Origin of the sequence: Jonesia quinghaiensis DSM 15701 (genome assembly GCF_000423205.1) — a bacterium.
GTDB classification, from domain to species: Bacteria; Actinomycetota; Actinomycetes; order Actinomycetales; family Cellulomonadaceae; genus Jonesia; species Jonesia quinghaiensis.
Window position 1 is genome coordinate 265,907 of sequence record NZ_AUHN01000005.1, and the last position, 16,792, is coordinate 282,698.

At 57.6% G+C, this 16,792-nt stretch carries 17 protein-coding genes; 13 read left to right on the plus strand and 4 right to left on the minus strand.

Annotated elements, in window-relative coordinates; genetic code table 11:
- Nucleotides 1–20: 20 nt before the first annotated feature.
- Nucleotides 21–1,244, plus strand: coding sequence for a threonine ammonia-lyase (ilvA, locus tag G538_RS0104415; RefSeq protein ID WP_029068365.1), 1,224 nt, complete (start codon nt 21–23; stop codon nt 1,242–1,244).
- A 77-nt stretch (nt 1,245–1,321) separates the two neighbouring features.
- Here ilvA and greA read toward each other — a convergent pair whose 3' ends face one another.
- On the minus strand, nt 1,322–1,804 hold the full coding sequence (gene greA, locus G538_RS0104420; protein ID WP_029068366.1) for a transcription elongation factor GreA: 483 nt from the start codon (nt 1,802–1,804) through the stop codon (nt 1,322–1,324).
- Between the two features lie 448 nt (nt 1,805–2,252).
- Here greA and G538_RS15065 point away from each other — a divergent pair, with 448 nt between their 5' ends.
- Nucleotides 2,253–2,843: a TetR/AcrR family transcriptional regulator gene (locus G538_RS15065; protein ID WP_051196569.1), complete on the plus strand. Its 591-nt coding sequence runs from the start codon at nt 2,253–2,255 to the stop codon at nt 2,841–2,843.
- Here G538_RS15065 and G538_RS15070 read toward each other — a convergent pair.
- Nucleotides 2,832–3,275, minus strand: a complete 444-nt coding sequence (locus G538_RS15070; RefSeq protein WP_169514090.1) for a DUF4307 domain-containing protein — start codon at nt 3,273–3,275, stop codon at nt 2,832–2,834. The two genes, G538_RS15065 and G538_RS15070, sit on opposite strands and share 12 nt — an antisense overlap.
- A gap of 139 nt (nt 3,276–3,414) precedes the next feature.
- Here G538_RS15070 and mca point away from each other — a divergent pair, with 139 nt between their 5' ends.
- From mca to G538_RS0104445, 3 genes are read left to right on the plus strand one after another with little or no spacing between them, the layout of a single operon-like run.
- Nucleotides 3,415–4,305 (plus strand): mycothiol conjugate amidase Mca, encoded by an 891-nt coding sequence (mca, locus tag G538_RS0104435; protein WP_029068367.1) that lies wholly within the window; start codon nt 3,415–3,417, stop codon nt 4,303–4,305.
- Nucleotides 4,302–4,748 (plus strand): hypothetical protein, encoded by a 447-nt coding sequence (locus G538_RS15075; RefSeq protein ID WP_035833219.1) that lies wholly within the window; start codon nt 4,302–4,304, stop codon nt 4,746–4,748. Before mca ends, G538_RS15075 begins: the two co-directional genes overlap by 4 nt.
- Nucleotides 4,735–5,538: a carbon-nitrogen hydrolase family protein gene (locus G538_RS0104445; RefSeq protein ID WP_029068368.1), complete on the plus strand. Its 804-nt coding sequence runs from the start codon at nt 4,735–4,737 to the stop codon at nt 5,536–5,538. Before G538_RS15075 ends, G538_RS0104445 begins: the two co-directional genes overlap by 14 nt.
- A 45-nt stretch (nt 5,539–5,583) precedes the next feature.
- On the opposite strand, the gene trhA is transcribed toward G538_RS0104445, so the two are convergent.
- Complete coding sequence (trhA, locus tag G538_RS15080) at nt 5,584–6,348, minus strand: PAQR family membrane homeostasis protein TrhA (protein WP_084618077.1); 765 nt, start codon at nt 6,346–6,348, stop codon at nt 5,584–5,586.
- Between the two features lie 189 nt (nt 6,349–6,537).
- Here trhA and G538_RS0104455 point away from each other — a divergent pair, with 189 nt between their 5' ends.
- The 3 genes from G538_RS0104455 (at nt 6,538) to hemQ (ending at nt 9,384) form a co-directional block, all read left to right on the plus strand.
- A complete protein-coding gene (locus G538_RS0104455) occupies nt 6,538–7,326 on the plus strand; it encodes an isoprenyl transferase (RefSeq protein WP_169514091.1) in 789 nt (262 codons plus the stop codon).
- Nucleotides 7,327–7,432: 106 nt separating this feature from the next.
- Entirely contained in the window at nt 7,433–8,587 is a 1,155-nt protein-coding gene (locus G538_RS0104460; protein WP_029068370.1) for a ferrochelatase, read from the plus strand.
- Between the two features lie 71 nt (nt 8,588–8,658).
- Nucleotides 8,659–9,384, plus strand: a complete 726-nt coding sequence (gene hemQ, locus G538_RS0104465; RefSeq protein WP_029068371.1) for a hydrogen peroxide-dependent heme synthase — start codon at nt 8,659–8,661, stop codon at nt 9,382–9,384.
- A 102-nt stretch (nt 9,385–9,486) separates the two neighbouring features.
- On the opposite strand, the gene G538_RS0104470 is transcribed toward hemQ, so the two are convergent.
- Nucleotides 9,487–10,941 (minus strand): sensor histidine kinase, encoded by a 1,455-nt coding sequence (locus tag G538_RS0104470; RefSeq protein WP_029068372.1) that lies wholly within the window; start codon nt 10,939–10,941, stop codon nt 9,487–9,489.
- 66 nt (nt 10,942–11,007) lie between these two features.
- Here G538_RS0104470 and G538_RS0104475 point away from each other — a divergent pair, with 66 nt between their 5' ends.
- The 5 genes from G538_RS0104475 (at nt 11,008) to G538_RS0104495 (ending at nt 16,776) form a co-directional block, all read left to right on the plus strand.
- Nucleotides 11,008–11,529 carry a DUF2505 domain-containing protein gene (locus G538_RS0104475; RefSeq protein ID WP_029068373.1) on the plus strand — a complete coding sequence of 174 codons (522 nt, stop codon included), beginning with the start codon at nt 11,008–11,010 and terminating at the stop codon, nt 11,527–11,529.
- 369 nt (nt 11,530–11,898) lie between these two features.
- The gene (locus G538_RS0104480; RefSeq protein WP_029068374.1) at nt 11,899–13,221 is read left to right on the plus strand and encodes an ABC transporter substrate-binding protein; all 1,323 of its coding nucleotides are present in this window, start codon (nt 11,899–11,901) and stop codon (nt 13,219–13,221) included.
- A 170-nt stretch (nt 13,222–13,391) separates the two neighbouring features.
- Nucleotides 13,392–14,405, plus strand: a complete 1,014-nt coding sequence (locus G538_RS0104485) for a carbohydrate ABC transporter permease (protein WP_029068375.1) — start codon at nt 13,392–13,394, stop codon at nt 14,403–14,405.
- Nucleotides 14,402–15,313, plus strand: a complete 912-nt coding sequence (locus G538_RS0104490) for a carbohydrate ABC transporter permease (RefSeq protein WP_029068376.1) — start codon at nt 14,402–14,404, stop codon at nt 15,311–15,313. The genes G538_RS0104485 and G538_RS0104490 overlap by 4 nt, the downstream gene beginning before the upstream one ends.
- Nucleotides 15,310–16,776, plus strand: a complete 1,467-nt coding sequence (locus G538_RS0104495; RefSeq protein ID WP_029068377.1) for a GH1 family beta-glucosidase — start codon at nt 15,310–15,312, stop codon at nt 16,774–16,776. The genes G538_RS0104490 and G538_RS0104495 overlap by 4 nt, the downstream gene beginning before the upstream one ends.
- Nucleotides 16,777–16,792 lie beyond the last annotated feature (16 nt).

A 16,792-nucleotide genomic window follows, 5' to 3' on the forward strand; every position in this document is an offset into this window, starting at 1 on the left:
TGGGCAGTGACAATGGACGTATGACTGTTTCACCCACCCACTGGCCGGTCACCGAAGAAGACATCCGCGAAGCCGCCGTGATGCTCGCAGGTGTCACACGGGTAACCCCGATCGAATCCTCGCGTGCTCTGTCTGTTTACACAGGGGTGCCCACGTACCTCAAGTGCGAGAACCTCCAACGGTCCGGTTCATTCAAGGTACGTGGCGCCTACGTGCGGATGGCGCGGCTCACCGACGCTGAGAAAGCCGCTGGTGTTGTTGCTGCCTCTGCCGGTAATCACGCACAGGGGGTGGCTGTGGCCGCTGCAGCGTTAGGCATTAACGCCGTGGTGTACATGCCTTCAGACGCGGCTCTTCCCAAGGTCGCAGCAACCCGGGAATATGGGGCAGAAGTTCGCTTGGTGGGAACAAGTGTGGATGATGCCTTACAGGCAGCACGCGTTGAAGCCGAACGTACCGGTGCGGTCCTCATTCACCCGTTCGACAATGCTGACATTGTCACTGGGCAGGCTACTGTTGCGCTGGAAATTCTTGAACAAGTTCCCGATGTGCGCACCATCATTGTGCCTGTTGGTGGTGGCGGGCTGGTGGCTGGGGTTGCGGCCGCGTGTGCCCACCTTGCCCCACATGTTCAGGTGATTGGAGTGCAAGCGTCACGTGCCTCAGCGTGGACCCAATCTCTGGCAGCCGGTGAACCTGTGACCTCTGAGGTCGCTTCGACGATGGCTGATGGAATTGCCGTGTCGACTCCTGGCGAGTTGCCTTTTGGGGTGGTTCAACAAGCTGGCGCAAGGGTGGTGAACGTTTCCGAGGAAGACATCTCCCGCGCCTTGTTGTTCACTACCGAACGGGCAAAACTTGTGGTGGAACCTGCGGGCGTGGCGGGTGTGGCGGCGTTGATGACTGGGCGTGAGACCTTTGAAGGCCCCATTGTGGCGATCTTGTCTGGGGGAAACATCGACCCCAACTTGATGCTCCGTGTGGTGCGCCACGGTCTTGTTGCAGCTGGCCGGTTCTTAGTGCTCAAAGTAAACCTTATTGACCGCCCCGGTGCGCTTGCCACCATGCTGCTGGATCTAGCATCGCAAAATGCAAACATCATGCACGTTGACCACGTTCGCACAGGCGTTGACCTAGCCATTGATGAAGTTGAAGTGACGATGCAGGTAGAAACTAAGGGCCCGGACCATTGCGCACAGTTGCTTGAGTTTATGCGCTCGCGGGGTTACCGGCTGAGCCAGTAGCCCGAACGTTGCACCCTGAACAACGACGTGTGGCTCCTCATCGCAAGAGATGAGGAGCCACACGCTTGGGGAGTTAATTACCCCGAGTAAGGCTTAGCGGCCTTGATGACAACCGTGATGTCGTTGCCGTTTGGCGCAGAGTATGAGGTTGTGTCGCCGACCTTGTGTCCGTTGATTGCAGAGCCTAGTGGTGACTGCTCTGAATAGACATCCAAATCGGTGGTTTCAGCGATTTCGCGGGAACCAAGGAGGAATGTCATCTCATCGCCGGCAACATCAGCGGTGACGATCATGCCAGGTTCGACGACGCCATCGTCAGGTGGGGTTCCGATACGAACGTTGCGGAGTTTCTCGGAGAGCTCACGGATGCGGGCTTCGTTCTTGCCCTGCTCTTCGCGGGCAGCGTGGTAGCCACCGTTTTCTTTGAGGTCACCTTCGTCGCGAGCCTGCGCAATGCGGTCGGTGATCTCTTGTCGAGCGGGCCCGCTCAGGTGTTCGAGCTCAGCCTGGAGACGGTCAAATGCCTCCTGGGTGAGCCAGGTAACTTGTGCCTCGGTCACAGGTCGCTCCTTCCGTTGTGTGGGCGCGCGATGCGCCCGTGTTCCCTCAGATGAGGTGGGTGTGTCAAGTGTGCGGACATAAAAGAATGTGCCCCCGTGCGCTGCCTCACTCGGTGTCACCGTGCGGTGTTCCGAATGCGTGTGAGGCAGTGCTCGTGGGCATCACATTTTATGGCGCCGTGCGCAAAAGGCACGTACTGAATGACCCAGTATAGCAACGGTCGGAGCGTTCGTGCAGGAGATTAACTTACTGAACTGCCACGAGGTCTTCGGACTGCCGTCCAGATACCTGCCACCGGTGTGCGGAAAACTCTTTGCACAGGCTTGTTGACGTCCCAGACGCCAGAGTGCCGATTGCTTCTACAGTCGGCGTCGGATCGTCGCTGTTAAGATCGTGTAACGCCATGAATCCGCGATTTTCCGCGAAGAGCTCCCATGAAAGGGAAGAATGACGCCTCTGAACAGCGAGCCTTCACGGTACGGAAAAGGGCAGGAAGAACTCATCCACGCAGTGGTGAGAGTGGTTGTTGCCGAGGGGATAGGGCAGGTTACGCATCGTCGCGTTGCTGCTGAAGCTAACGTCAGCCACGGGCTGGTACGCCATCATTTTGGTTCGTTGGAGGCGCTTATCGCGGCAGGGGTACACAACGTCCTTGAACGTAGTTTGCGCAACGACCCCATTGATGTTCTGCTTGCCGAACCTCCACTAGAGCGCGAGGCGCTCCTTGAGTGGATTGACGCGCAATGGATTGAACAGTGCTTTGAGTATGAACTGGTGCTCGCTGCTCGGCGCAGCACAGAATTACGACCTCTTGCGCGGGATATGTATGACGGGTACGTCGAATCTGTGACTCGTAGTTTGGACCGTCACGGCTTCCAAGATGTTACAAGAAGCGAGGTGGAACTCCTTGTTTCCGCGATAGACGGCATCGTGTTGCGGTATGTCAATATTGCTGGCGACAAAGACCAGTGGCCCTATGACGCTATGGCTGCTTTGCGCGGTGTGATTCTCGAATGGCGCAAGCGGTCAATTTCCTGAAGCGTCCCAGCAGGATTCCACAACGGCAGTAACAGCTTCTTCAGTGGTGCGAATCTCTGTGGTGAATCGTTGCTCAAATACCTCGGCTGGACCAATGCGAACTTCTTTGGTGCCAACCTGCGCATAGTTGGTATTGAGCGCGTCCAACGTGCAGATCACGGTCATGTCTTGCGGTTTCGCGACATCGAAGGTGATTTCAACAAGTTCAGAACTCTTCACTGAATACCCCACATTTTTGCCACGAATCGTTGGCGCACCCCAGGCGTACCAGGCGGCAACAGCAATGGCGACAACGATCGCTAGTACGCCAAGAATGATCGCAAAAGAGCGACCTCGCGGTGTTAAAGAGCCGGAGGGCCCAGCAGGGGTTGAGGGTGCCATAACAGGCTCATCCTCGTCGAGTTCGTAGACCTCGTTCTCCTCGGTGTTCACGGCTCCCTTTCTGGACGTGACGAATATGACGCTGCGGATGTGCCGGTCAGGGGAATCCTGCCGCCACAGTTCTCGTTCCATCGATTATTGTCGTCTCAGAGCGGCTTTGCCCACACCGCACGTTAACAGGAGGAAAACGGTGACCCCACAGCCATTGCGACTCATGGCCGTCCACGCTCACCCCGATGATGAATCGAGCAAGGGTGCGGCCACTACGGCCCGTTACGCTGCGCAAGGAGTGGAAGTTCTCGTTGTCAGCTGCACGGGTGGTGAACGAGGCAGCATCCTCAACCCCCATTATGGTCGGGAAATCTTAGAACCAGAACAGATGAGGGCTGTGCGGACAGTAGAGATGCGTCACGCTGCTGATGCATTGGGTGTTCAGCACCGGTGGTTGGGCTTTGTTGACTCAGGTCTTCCTGAGGGCGACCCGCTCCCTCCACTCCCGGAAGGAAGCTTCGCAACGTTGCCTCTCGATGTAGCAGCGCGCCCCCTTGTTGAGCTTGTGCGCGAGTTTCGACCACACGTGATGACCACGTATGACCCATCTGGCGGTTACCCGCATCCTGACCACATTATGTGCCACACCGTCTCGTGGGAGGCCTTTCACCGTGCTGGCCAGGAAGGTGCTTACAAGGGCACTGGAGAACCTTGGCAGCCGTTGAAGTTGTATTACAACCACGATTTTTCGATGAATCGGGTTTCTACTTTGCACCGGGCGATGCTTGAGGCAGGGTTGGAATCACCGTACGGTGGGTGGGTTGAATCGCGGGAGGCGCGGGAGATCCCGGAACGTGAAGTGACTACTCGCGTTGCGTGCGCCGACTATTATCCGCAACGCGATGCCGCGTTGCGGTCGCATGCTACACAGATTGACCCAGATGGTTTCTTTTTCGCTGTTCCCCGGGAGATTGAAAAAGAAGTGTGGGGCGTAGAAGAGTACGAGTTGGCCGTATCGCACGTGCCAACGAGCATCCCAGAAGATGACCTGTTCGCGGGCATCGTTGAGCGCACCGAGGAGACACCATGACACTTGTGTTGATGTGGGAGGGTGACGTGCCCTTTGCGGTTGTTGCTGACACCGACCCAGCGCAGAGCGAAACTCTTGCCCCTGAGCCAACTCAATCGACAACACAAGGGCCGGAAGATCTGCGTCCAGGTCTGGTTGAAACAGACGTTTCCCCTGGTTTGCCAGGGTTCTTAGCGATCTTTGCTATCGCGGTGACCACCGTGTTTTTGTTCCTTGGGTTTTCCAAGCGTTTGCGCCGTGTAACCCATGAGACGGGGCAGGACAACCGCGTCACAGCGCTTTTTGATGGCCCCGCGCCGCAGCGTCGAGCCCCAGCGACCTCAGCCTCTACAACTGCTGGTGTTCCCGCGCCTGCTGACACTCCAGCAGCACAGGACTCATTGACTGATACCTCAGCTCCAGCTGAGGGATCTTCCGACAGCGGTTCTCATGACAAGCCGTGAGGTGCCAGGAGAACTGACCGTTGCTGCGGCGCAGATTAATGGTGTGCCAGATGTGCAGGTCATGGCAGACCAAGCACGTGAAGCTATTGCGGGTGCGCTCGCGAATGACGCAGATTTGTTACTCCTCCCGGAGTACGCGCACTATTACGACCCGAGGGGTGTGCCCCCTGACGCCGCACAACCGCTTGATGGGCCATATGTGACGTTGCTGCGTGACCTGACACATGGGACGCGCTTAACGGTTATCGCCGGTATTACTCGCCCTGCAGTTGACCATCCGTTAAATACGCTGGTTGCTGTGCAAGCTGGTGACGTGATCGCCACCTATGACAAAGTGCACTTGTATGACGCTTTTGGGTACCGCGAGTCTGATCACCTTGACCGGGGGGATGCTTCCCAAAAAGGCATCGTCACCGTTTGTGGGTTCACGGTGGGGCTGCAAACGTGTTATGACCTGCGGTTCCCTGAGATCACGCGAAGCCGCGTTGATGCGGGCGCGCACATTATTGTCAGCCCTGCGGCGTGGGTTGCTGGGCCAAGCAAACTTCACCATTGGCGCACGTTACTTGCTGCGCGGGCCATTGAGAACACTGTCGTGGTGTTGGCGGCGGGCTTAGCCGGCCGCGGAGTGTGTGGCAACTCAATGATCGTGATGCCTGATGGCACCGCCAGTGTCACTGCGGAGAAAACGCCTGATCTATTGGTGCGCACTATTACGGGGGATCAGATTCAGCAGGCGCGTGAAACGAATCCGTCGTTGGAAAATCGCGTATACGGACCGATGAGTTGAGGTGCCCCGGTGAGGCTACCTCAACTCATCGGTAAGTAGTGCGGCTTAACGCAGTGCCAGGATGGCAATCATGACTGCTGCGTAGTGGCAGAAGAACCCAATGACTGTGCAAATGTGGAAGATTTCATGGAATCCGAACCACAGCGGGCTGGGGTTGGGACGTTTGAGGGCGTACATGACGGCGCCTACCGTGTAGGCGAATCCGCCTCCTGCGATGAGCCAGACGACCGCGGGTCCCCCTGCTGTCCAGAATTGGGGGAGGAACCACAGTGCCACCCACCCGAGGGCGATGTAGATCGGCACGTAGACCCATCGTGGGGCGCCGAGCCAAATGATGCGTGCCGCAAGCCCGAGGAGTGCCCCTGTCCATACTGTTACCAGCAGGATTGTTGCGGTGCGGGTGGGGAGCATCGTGACGGCAAGCGGGGTGTAGGTTCCCGCGATAATGAGGAAGATGTTGGAGTGGTCCCAGCGGCGCAAGGCGGCAAAAACTGGGGGGCTCCACGTTCCGCGGTGGTAGACCGCTGAGGTTCCAAAAAGGAGCCATGATGAGATCGCAAAAACGATGCACGCAACCTTTGGTGCGGTAGCGGGCGCGAGAACAATCAGGATTATTCCGGCGATCACAGACAGTGGGAATGTCCCGGCGTGAATCCATCCACGGAGTTTGGGTTTTATTGCGGTGAGCGCGTTGCCAAGTTGGTCAGCAGTTTTCTCTGCAACTGTCGAGGCGTTGTGTGCAGCCTCGCTGGTGGGGTGGGCTTCACCATCTCGTGGCTGGTTGTCTGCCTCTCCAGGGGAGTTGGCCATGGTGCCTCCGGGTGTAGCGGTTGTCATGCGGTTGCGGCTGCCGTCATCTTGCAACCTACGGTGCCGTAACCTACCCTACCGTAGGTTGTCATTGTGTGAAGATTCCGACAACAATTCTTAAGGCTTCTCAGGATAGCGCTAGCGTACCCTTTGACTCGCCTACTCTTGGATAGTCCTCAACAACCTCATATGCATGTCAAGAAAGGCCTTGGCCCAGTGAAGATCGAGAAGTTCCTCTACGGACTGTATGAAGAGCGTATAGCGCGCAGCTTGGCATCGCAGTCCATTCCACGCCACGTAGGCGTGATTCTCGATGGAAATCGCCGCTGGGCCAGGTCTTTTGGTGAACCCGCTGCAACGGGGCACCGAAAAGGTGCGGACAAAATCGCTGATTTCCTTACCTGGAGTGAGGATTTAGGGGTGGAAGTTGTCACCTTGTGGATGCTTTCCACCGACAATTTACACCGCCCTCAAGAGGAGTTACAGGCGCTTCTCGACATCATCGAAGATGCCGTTCGTGAACTAGCGGAGACAGGGCGTTGGCGGCTACGAGTGGTCGGTAAATTGGACCTGCTACCTGCAGAATTGGCAGCCTCGCTGCGCCGCCTTGAACAGCAAACCCATGGGGTGAGCGGGCTACATGTCAATGTTGCAATCGGGTACGGAGGGCGTCACGAAATCGCCGATGCCGTCAAGAGTTTACTTGTCAGCTACGACGAGCAGGGTTGCAGCTTGGGCCAAGCTATCGAGCAACTGTGTGTGGAAGATATTGCTGACCACTTGTACACCAAGGGCCAGCCAGACCCCGAGCTGGTTATTCGCACCTCAGGTGAACAGCGGTTGGGTGGGTTTTTGCTATGGCAGTCCGCGCACTCTGAGTTCTATTTTTGCGAGGCTTTTTGGCCGGACTTCCGCCGCGTCGATTATTTGCGTGCATTGCGCGCCTTCTCGACCCGTGAACGTCGACTAGGGAAGTAACTCCGCATCGTCCTGACGCTTATCCTTTTCAATGTCACAAACATTTTTCACGGCAAAGTGGCAATCCTGGCACCAAAGTCCTAGACAGTGATGACACCATAGAGGTGTGCACACGGTAACCCCATACGACGCAATCCTTCTGTATTCGTTCGGCGGCCCCAACAAGCCGCAGGACGTCGTCCCGTTCTTGCGGAACGTCACCCAGGGAAAAGGCATTCCTGATGAACGCCTCGAACAAGTAGGCGAGCACTATTACGGGTTTGGCGGCAAGAGCCCTATCAACGAGCAAAACCTCGCGCTCAAAGCAGCGCTTGAGGCAGAACTCGCCCAACGCGGTCACACCATCCCCGTAGTGTGGGGCAACCGAAACTGGGAGCCATACACCGAGGACGCCCTCAAAGAACTCCACGCACTAGGTGCGCAACGCGCAGCCATGCTCGTCACCTCGGCCTATGCCTCCTACTCGGGGTGCCGCCAGTACCGCGAAGACATGGCCCTCGTGCAGCAACGCCTAGGAGACATCACCCCTGAAGGCACCCTCGCCCAGGGCGCCGTGCAGTTCGACAAAGTACGGGTCTACTTCAACCACCCCGGATTCCTCGCAGCCAACACTGACGCCGTCGCCGAAGCCCTCGCGAAAATCGGGCCCGACACACACATCGTGTATGTCACGCACTCCATCCCCACCACCATGGAACAAGCATCAGGCGCAGTGCACCCAGCAACCTACAGCGAGCAACACCTTGCCGTAGCGCGAGAAATCAACACCCGCCTCGCGCACAGCACACCACTCGCCCCACTCACCCAAGCACGCACCGCCGATGCCCCATGGAGTTTGGCGTTCTGCTCCCGCTCCGGCCCCCCACACCAGCCTTGGCTCGAACCAGACATCAACGACCACCTCGAAGAGCTCTCCGCTCAAGGTGTGCAGCGCGTCGTGATCGCACCCATCGGGTTTATCTCCGACCACATGGAAGTCATCTACGACCTCGACACGGAAGCCTTAGCAACCTGCGAACGCCTCGGAATGTCAGCAGTGCGGGCCGACACCGCAGGCACCCGCCCAGCATTCGTAGCCGGCCTTGTTGACCTCATCGAAGAACGAGCAGCAATTGCCCGCGGCGAGCAGGTCACACCACTGTGCGGAACTAGCGTCGAGGCCTTCCAATCACCTTGCCCAGTAGGCGGGTGCCAACGAATATTCGACACCCCATCAGACACCCCCACCGTCGGTGGCGAGGACGCACCACGCTGCGCGTAACCCGCTGACCACACCATCAGCCGACACCACACATCACGGCGGACACAAACCGCCCACTGACGAGGACACCTATGACAGACACAAACATTGACGCCATCCACGCAACCACCCGCTACACCATGTGGTCAGTATTCCAACTCGCCACAACGCTGCCAGATGACGAAACCACCCGCCGCACCATGGTGCGTGAAGCCCTCGAAGCCGTGGGCGGCGCCACCAGCGGTCTCGACTCAGAACTCACCATCCGTGGCTGGTACAACATCTCCGGACTACGAGCCGACGCAGACCTCATGGTGTGGTGGCACGGCGACTCCATCGAAGCAGTACAAGGCGCATACCAACGGTTACGCAAAAGCGAACTAGGGCGCTGCCTAGAGCCCGTATGGTCGAACGTTGGCCTGCACCGTGCCGCCGAATTCAACCGCGGACACATCCCAGCATTTATGGCAGACGAAACCCCAGAGAAGTACATCTGCGTTTACCCGTTTGTTCGCTCCTACGAGTGGTACATCCTTGACCCCGCGAAGCGCTCGCAGATGCTGCGCGAACACGGTGAAGCAGCAGCCGACTACGCCGATGTTCGGGCGAACACCGTGTCATCGTTTGCGTTGGGTGACTACGAATGGTTGTTGGCGTTTGAGGCCCCAGCACTTGACCGCATCGTTGATTTGATGCGTGATTTGCGGGCCACTGAGGCGCGCCTTCACGTCCGTGAAGAACTGCCATTCTTCACCGGTCCCCGGGTGGACTTGTACGACTGGGCTGATCAGCAGCCAACATCGTCGTTTGAGGACTGATTGCACAACTGAGTTCGCAAAAGGGTGGCTGCTCCATGCGGGGCAGCCACCCTTTTGCGTCGTGGTTGATGCTTATTGTGCCTAGTTTGGTGTGTTCTGTGTTTAGCGCAGATCGAAGCTGACGTGCACGCAGGTCCCACCGGTTTCCCGTGCACCCCAGGTGATGTCGCCTTGCAGTTCGTTGCTCACCAGTGTGCGCACGATGGTGGTCCCAAGCCCGGAGGACGGCACACCGGTTTCGCCGAGACCTACACCGTTGTCGAGGACATCGATGGTAATGCGGTTTCCGGTGCGGTCAACGTTAATTTCTACGGTTCCACCAGATGCCCCGGACAGTCCGTGTTCCACTGCGTTGGTGACGAGTTCTGTCAGGACCAGCGCCAGTGGTGTTGCGGTTTGTGCTGGGATAAGCCCAAAAGTGCCGTGCTTGATGGTGCGCACAGACACTCCAGCTGAGGCGACGTCTGCGGCGAGCCGCAGGGCGCGCCCGACCATGTCGTCGAACTCGACTTCTTCGTCGAGTGTTTGGGATAGCGAATCGTGGACTAGCGCAATTGTTGAGACGCGGCGCATTGCTTCATCGAGGGCTTCTCGTGCTTCGGGGACGGTCATGCGCCGTGATTGGAGGCGCAACAGTGCGGCAACTGTTTGCAGGTTGTTTTTGACTCGGTGGTGGATTTCTCGAATTGTGGCGTCTTTGGTGATGAGTTCGCGTTCGCGGCGGCGTAGTTCTGATACGTCGCGGCACAGCAATACGGCTCCGATTCGTTCGTGATGTTCCATCAGGGGAACAGCACGCACGGAAAGGCACACTCCTTTTGATTCAATATCTGTGCGCCAGGGCGCGCGCCCCATCATGACGAGGGGCATGGATTCATCGACGGGTACTTTGTGTTCGATGAGGTCAGCGGTGACTTCAACGAGGGATTGGCCAACGAGTGGGCCAAGGACACCGAGCCGGTGGAAACAGGAGAGCGCGTTGGGGCTTGCGTAGAGAACTTCCCCTTCAGCGTTGAGGCGGATGAGTCCATCACCAACACGTGGGGCACCACGCCGTGACCCGGTCGCGGCGTTGGGGTTGGGGAATTCGCTGTCCGCGATCATCGTCATGAGGTCATCGGCGCCCTCAACGTAGTTCATTTCCATTCGTGATGGGGTGCGCCCGGAGCCGAGGTTAGTTTGACGGGCTACGACGGCAATGGTGTGTCCGTTGCAGTTCACGGGGACGGCTTCTTCACGCACCGCGTAGGTGCCAAACCAGCGTGGTTCGCGTGAGCGTTGGATTTGTTCTTCGACAAGTGCGCGTTCGAGCTGGGGGCGCACAGAGTCGGGGGCCATGGTTCCGACGATGTCGTCGTAGTGGACGGTGGCGCCGGTGGATGGGCGACATTGGGCGAGGGCAACGAAGTTACCGTCGTCTGTGGGGAGCCATAGGACCAAGTCGGCGAAGGCAAGGTCTGAGATGAGTTGCCAGTCTCCAACAAGGAGGTGGAGCCACTCCACTTGGTGGGGTTCGAGGTAGCCGTAGCGTTCGACGAGGTCGCTGAGAGTTGACACAGGATAAGCCTAATAGGTGCTGTTGCATCTAGGCTGGGTTGTGACATACCTGCGGAGGGAGTGGTGATGGAATTTACAACAACGATTGCTATTGCGGCGAATGTATCGAGCGTGATGACGTTGCGTTCGAATGAGGACTTTTTGCGCCGGGCAGCGCGGGCGATGGACGCCGAACTCGTTGAGGTGTCGGTGCAGCGTTTAGATGGGGGTGCGGTAACAGTTGATCAACGCCGTACGATGCCTGCCGATGTTGTGCCACCTGCGTTGCGGGCTTTCTTGCCACAGAATGTGGAGTTGCGGGTTGTGGAGGCGTGGGCAGAGGCGGAGCCCGATGATGATCGCCGATTTGGGACGTTTGCTTTGCAGGCCAAGGGTATTCCGGTCTCAGTGACGGGATCTATTGCGTTGAGTGATAGTGAACAGGGCTGTGAGTTGACCTGGAGTGGTGAGGTAACTGCGGGAGTGCCGATGTTCGCGAATGTAGTGGAGGGCGCGGTGCGTGATGCCGTGGTGCGTTCCATGCAGGAGGAGGCTCGTCAGGTTGAGTTGTGGGATGGTCCACTGCCGGAATCTGACATCTCAGAGTAGTGGGAACGTTCCCACCGAGGTGGGGTGGATGGGAGTTTTTTCTTCCGTCCACCCCACCTTTGCGTTGTGAGGCTTGAGTCACAACATGGTAACGGTTAGCGAGTCGACCGTTTGGTAGCAGTGCTTTGACCTGGGTATATATAAATTTCACAAGTATTCTACCGAGTGGTTTGTTGGAAAGTGGTTGACAGGTGGAAACGCTCCCAAGCATGATTCAGGGGAACGGTGGGAGCGCTACCAGAACGACCTGGGGTTCCCATCATCCACAGCACACCTGTGTACGAGGCGAACACACTGTTCACCTCGGCAGGAGAGCAACCACCAGCAAGGCACGGCTCAGCCGTGTTCGTTGACAAAGGAGTCCTCGACATGATTCGCACCACCCGCACACGCCGCTTTACGGCATCAGTCGCAGGTGTGTCCGTCCTCGCACTCGGCCTCGCCGCTTGCTCGGACGACTCGTCCACAGATGGCGACAACACCGCTGACGGCCAAGTCACCTTGACCGTCTCCACCTTCAACAACTTCGGGTACACCGATGAACTCCTCAAGGAGTACATGGACGCCAACCCAAACGTGAAGATCGAGCACAACGTCGCAGCTAAGTCTGACGATGCCCGCTTGAACCTCACCACCAAAATGGCAGCAGGTGGCACCGGCCTGGCTGACATCGAAGCTATTGAAATTGACTGGATGCCTGAACTCGAAATCGTGAAGGACAGCTTCGCTGACCTAGACGGCGTCGAAGGTATCGATGGTCGCTGGTTGGACTGGAAAGAAGCCCAAGGTCGCACCACTGATGGCAAACTCATCGGTTACGGCACCGACATTGGTCCTCAAGCAATCTGCTACCGTGCGGACCTGTTTGAAGCAGCTGGATTGGACAGCTCCCGTGAGGCAGTAGCCGAAATGATCGGTGGCGAAGGCACAACCTGGGACTCCTACTTCGCCGCAGGTGAAGAGTTCGCTAAGAACTCTGAGGTTCCATGGTTCGACTCAGCAGGCGCTATCTGGCAGGGCATGATCGCACAGATCGCTGAACCATATGAGAACGCATCAGATGGCACACCAAAGGACCTGGCAGCAAACACCGAAATCAAGACGGCATATGACGCTGTTCTTGCAGCGTCAGAAGACCTCTCAGCCGGCTTGGAGCAGTGGAGCGGTGACTGGGACGCAGCATTCCAGAACGATGGTTTCGCCACCATGCTGTGCCCAGCATGGATGACCGGTGCTATCGAAGAGCGTGCCGGTGGCGTTGAAGGTTGGGATGTTGCTGACGTCTTCCCAGGTGGAGGCGCTAACTGGGGTGGATCATTCCTCACCGTTCCAGCTGCAGGGGAGAATGTTGAAGAAGCAAAGAAGCTTGCGGCATGGTTGACCTCACCAGAGACCCAGGTCAAGGCATTCGGTAATTCTGGTGCTTTCCCAAGCCAGGTTGAGGTCTTGAGCTCACCTGAAATCTTGGCAGCAACCAACGAATTCATGAGCGGTGCACCTGTTGGTGAAATCTTCTCCAACCGTGCGCAGAGCATCGACCCCGCAACCTTGCCATACAAGGGAGCGAACTACTTCAAGATCAACTCCGCTGTGAGCGACGCTCTCAAGCGTGTTGACGTGGAAAAGACCGATGACGCAGCAGCTTCGTGGGACAAGGCCGTCAACGCCTTCAACGAGCTGGGCATCATGTGATTCCTGCGGACTCCTCGTCACGGCTGATGTGGCAATAACTGCACTTCAGCCGCGACAACCGCAAGAAACCGCGCCGGGAGCCCACAGCGCACGGGCTCCCGGCGCTCCACATGACAACACCTGACAATCCACTGATCAACACACTCACGTGAGGCTCGTAGAGGGACATCATGGCCGTGCAGTCACCACCAAAAGCGCCGAAGAATGAGGGAAACCTCGTGGATCGCCGCCCAACACGTATAGCGTTCAGCCAAAAGCTGGGCCGCTGGGACGTCAAGGTATCGCCATACCTGTACATTTCCCCGTTCTTTATTTTGTTTGCAATCACCGGTCTATTCCCCCTGATTTACACGGGGTATATTTCCGTCCATCAATGGCACACACTGGGTGGCCAAGGTGACTTCGTCGGCCTACAGAACTTCCAAGACGTGCTTGACCAGTCATCGTTCTGGAAAGCACTGCGCAATACCTTCTCGATCTTCCTCATCTCATCAGTGCCACAAATCATCGCCGCGATCACCATCGCCGCGATCCTCAATGCGAACCTCCGGGCGAAAACCTTCTGGCGAATGGGCGTACTCCTGCCCTACATCGTCGCCCCAATCGCCGTTGGTTTGATCTTCGGGCAAATCTTCGCTGACCAGTACGGTCTTGCAAACGGATTCCTCAACATCTTCGGAATTGAACCGATCCGCTGGCATGCTGAGGTTCTTCCATCACACGTTGCGATCGCCACCATGGTGAACTTCCGATGGACTGGTTACAACACACTGATCTTCCTTGCCGCAATGCAAGCTATACCTTCTGACCTTTACGAGGCGGCCATCATTGATGGCGCCGGTAGGTTCCGTCAGTTCTTCTCCATCACCATCCCGCAGCTCCGCGCAACCATCATCTTTGTTGTTATCACATCAACAATCGGTGGCCTCCAGATCTTCGACGAGGCCCGTGCTTTCGATGCGCAAGGCACCGGTGGTGCGGACAAACAATGGTTGACATTGACGATGTATATCCACGAACTCGGTTGGGGGAACCAACTGAACTTTGGCCGGGCCGCCGCTGTTGCCTGGTTGCTGTTCCTCATCATTGTTGCGATTGGAATCCTGAACTTCTTCATCACGTCTAAGATCGCGACCTCTGGCGGCTCAAAGCCCAAGAAATTCAAGAAGGTAGGTAAGCGATGAGCGCGTCACTTCCCATCATTGCGCAGACATCAGGTAAGTCAGCAGCCCAATGGGAGAAACGTCGTCGAACCCGTGCCGGAGGCGCAAACCGTCGCCCCGGATGGGTGACTTACCTCCTCCTGGGAATCGTCATCCTCATCTCGATTTTCCCGCTCTACTACGTGCTCATCTTGGCGTCCTCGGACCAAGAGACGATTTCACGCTCTGTCATACCGAGCTGGATCCCCGAAGGCAACCTGTGGGACAACATCCAAAAGGTCTTTAACGGCGCCATCCCCGTGGTCAAAGGTTTCACAAACTCCCTGATCATCGCCGTGATCCAATCCATTACCGTGGTGCTGTTCTCCACACTGTCGGGCTACTCCTTTGCGAAACTGAACTTCCGTGGCCGCGGACCACTGCTGGTGTTTGTTATCGCCACCATGGCTATCCCCGTGCAACTGGGTGTTGTGCCACTGTTCATCGTCATGACAGAACTGGGCTGGTCCGGCAAAATCATTGCCGTCATCGTGCCCGGCATGGTCACCGCATTCGGTGTTTTCTGGATGACCCAGTACCTCGAATCGGCGCTACCCTACGAACTCATCGAAGCGGCCCGTGTCGACGGAGCCTCAATGATCCGCACATTCTGGCACGTCGCCGTACCCGCCGCCCGCCCCGCAGCAGCAATGCTGGCACTATTCACCTTCATCGGATCCTGGGTGAACTACTTCTGGCCGTTCATCATTTTGAACCAACAGAACCCAACCCTGCCGATGGTCACAAAACTGCTGCAGTCGGGCTACCAAAACGACTACTCACTGATCATGGCTGGTGTGGTTATCTCCACCGCACCACTGCTAGTCCTGTTCTTCCTCGCCGGGCGCCAACTGGTAGCCGGCATCATGCAAGGAGCTGTTAAGGGATGACGAACTTCGCCTACACCCCGCCCACCGACCGGACGCTACAGTTCCCCGACGGGTTCCTCTGGGGAGCAGCGACCGCCGCCTACCAAGTAGAAGGCGCAGCCCACGAAGAGGGCCGCACCGACTCCATCTGGGACACCTTCTCCCGAGTGCCTGGCGCAGTGATCGACGCCCACAACGGAGACGTTGCCTGCGACCAGTACCACCGGTACGCAGACGACGCGAAACTCATGGCCGACCTCAACATCAAGGCCTACCGGTTCTCCACCTCCTGGGCACGCATCCGCCCCGACGGAATCAGTGGGCCAGCAGGAATTAACACAGCAGGCCTAGACTACTACTCACGCCTCGTTGATTCCCTCCTCGACAACGGCATCATGCCATGGCTGACCCTGTACCACTGGGACCTTCCCCAAGCACTCGAAGACAACGGCGGATGGGCTAACCGTGACACCGCGAAACTCTTCGCGGAATACGCCATGACCGTCCACGATGCCCTCGGAGACCGGGTCGGAGTATGGACCACACTCAACGAACCATGGTGCTCCTCATTCCTGTCCTACACTGCAGGAGTTCACGCACCAGGGCGCACATCACCAGCTGACGGGCTCGCCGCAGCCCACCACCTGATGCTCGGCCACGGACTAGCAATCCGCGAACTGCGCACAGCAGCACCCGACGCTGAACTCGGCATTACCCTGAACTTCACCGTCGCAGACCCAGTAGACGCAAACAACCCAGAAGATATCGACGCCGCACGGCGCATCGACGCCCAATTCAACCGGGTATTCGCTGACCCAATCTTCAACGGCGCCTACCCCGCAGACCTCATGGATGACCTCGCCGAGGTAGGCCTACGCGACGGCTTCGAAGCACTCATCCACGACGGCGACCTCGACATCATCTCCACCCCCATTGATGCACTGGGAGTGAACTACTACCACGGTGAAGCGAACTCTAAAACCCCGCCCACCGATGTCCTCGTCGGCGATGCCCCAGTCGAACGTAAAACTCGCTCACCATACCCAGCAGCGGACGGCGTTTACGTACACCCACGTGGCTTACCTGTCACCGACCAAGACTGGGAAATCCAACCAGAAGGCCTCACCCGCCTCCTCCAACGCCTTCACGCCGAATACACCGGAGAACGCGGAGTGAAACTTTTCATCACCGAAAACGGGTGCGCCTTCGACGACGTCGCAGATGCCAACAACAACGTCGACGACCAAAACCGGTTGTCCTTCTACGACGTGCACCTACGCGCCATCCACGAAGCAATCGAATCAGGAGTGCCCGTACACGGCTACTTCGCGTGGTCCCTGCTCGACAACTACGAATGGGCATGGGGTTACCACAAGCGCTTCGGGATTGTTCGCGTGGACTATGACACGCAAGAGCGCACAGTGAAATCGTCCGGGCGTTGGTATGCAGGCGTCGCTGCGGGGAACAGCGTGCCTGCACGGTAAGGGGACCAGCGCATAT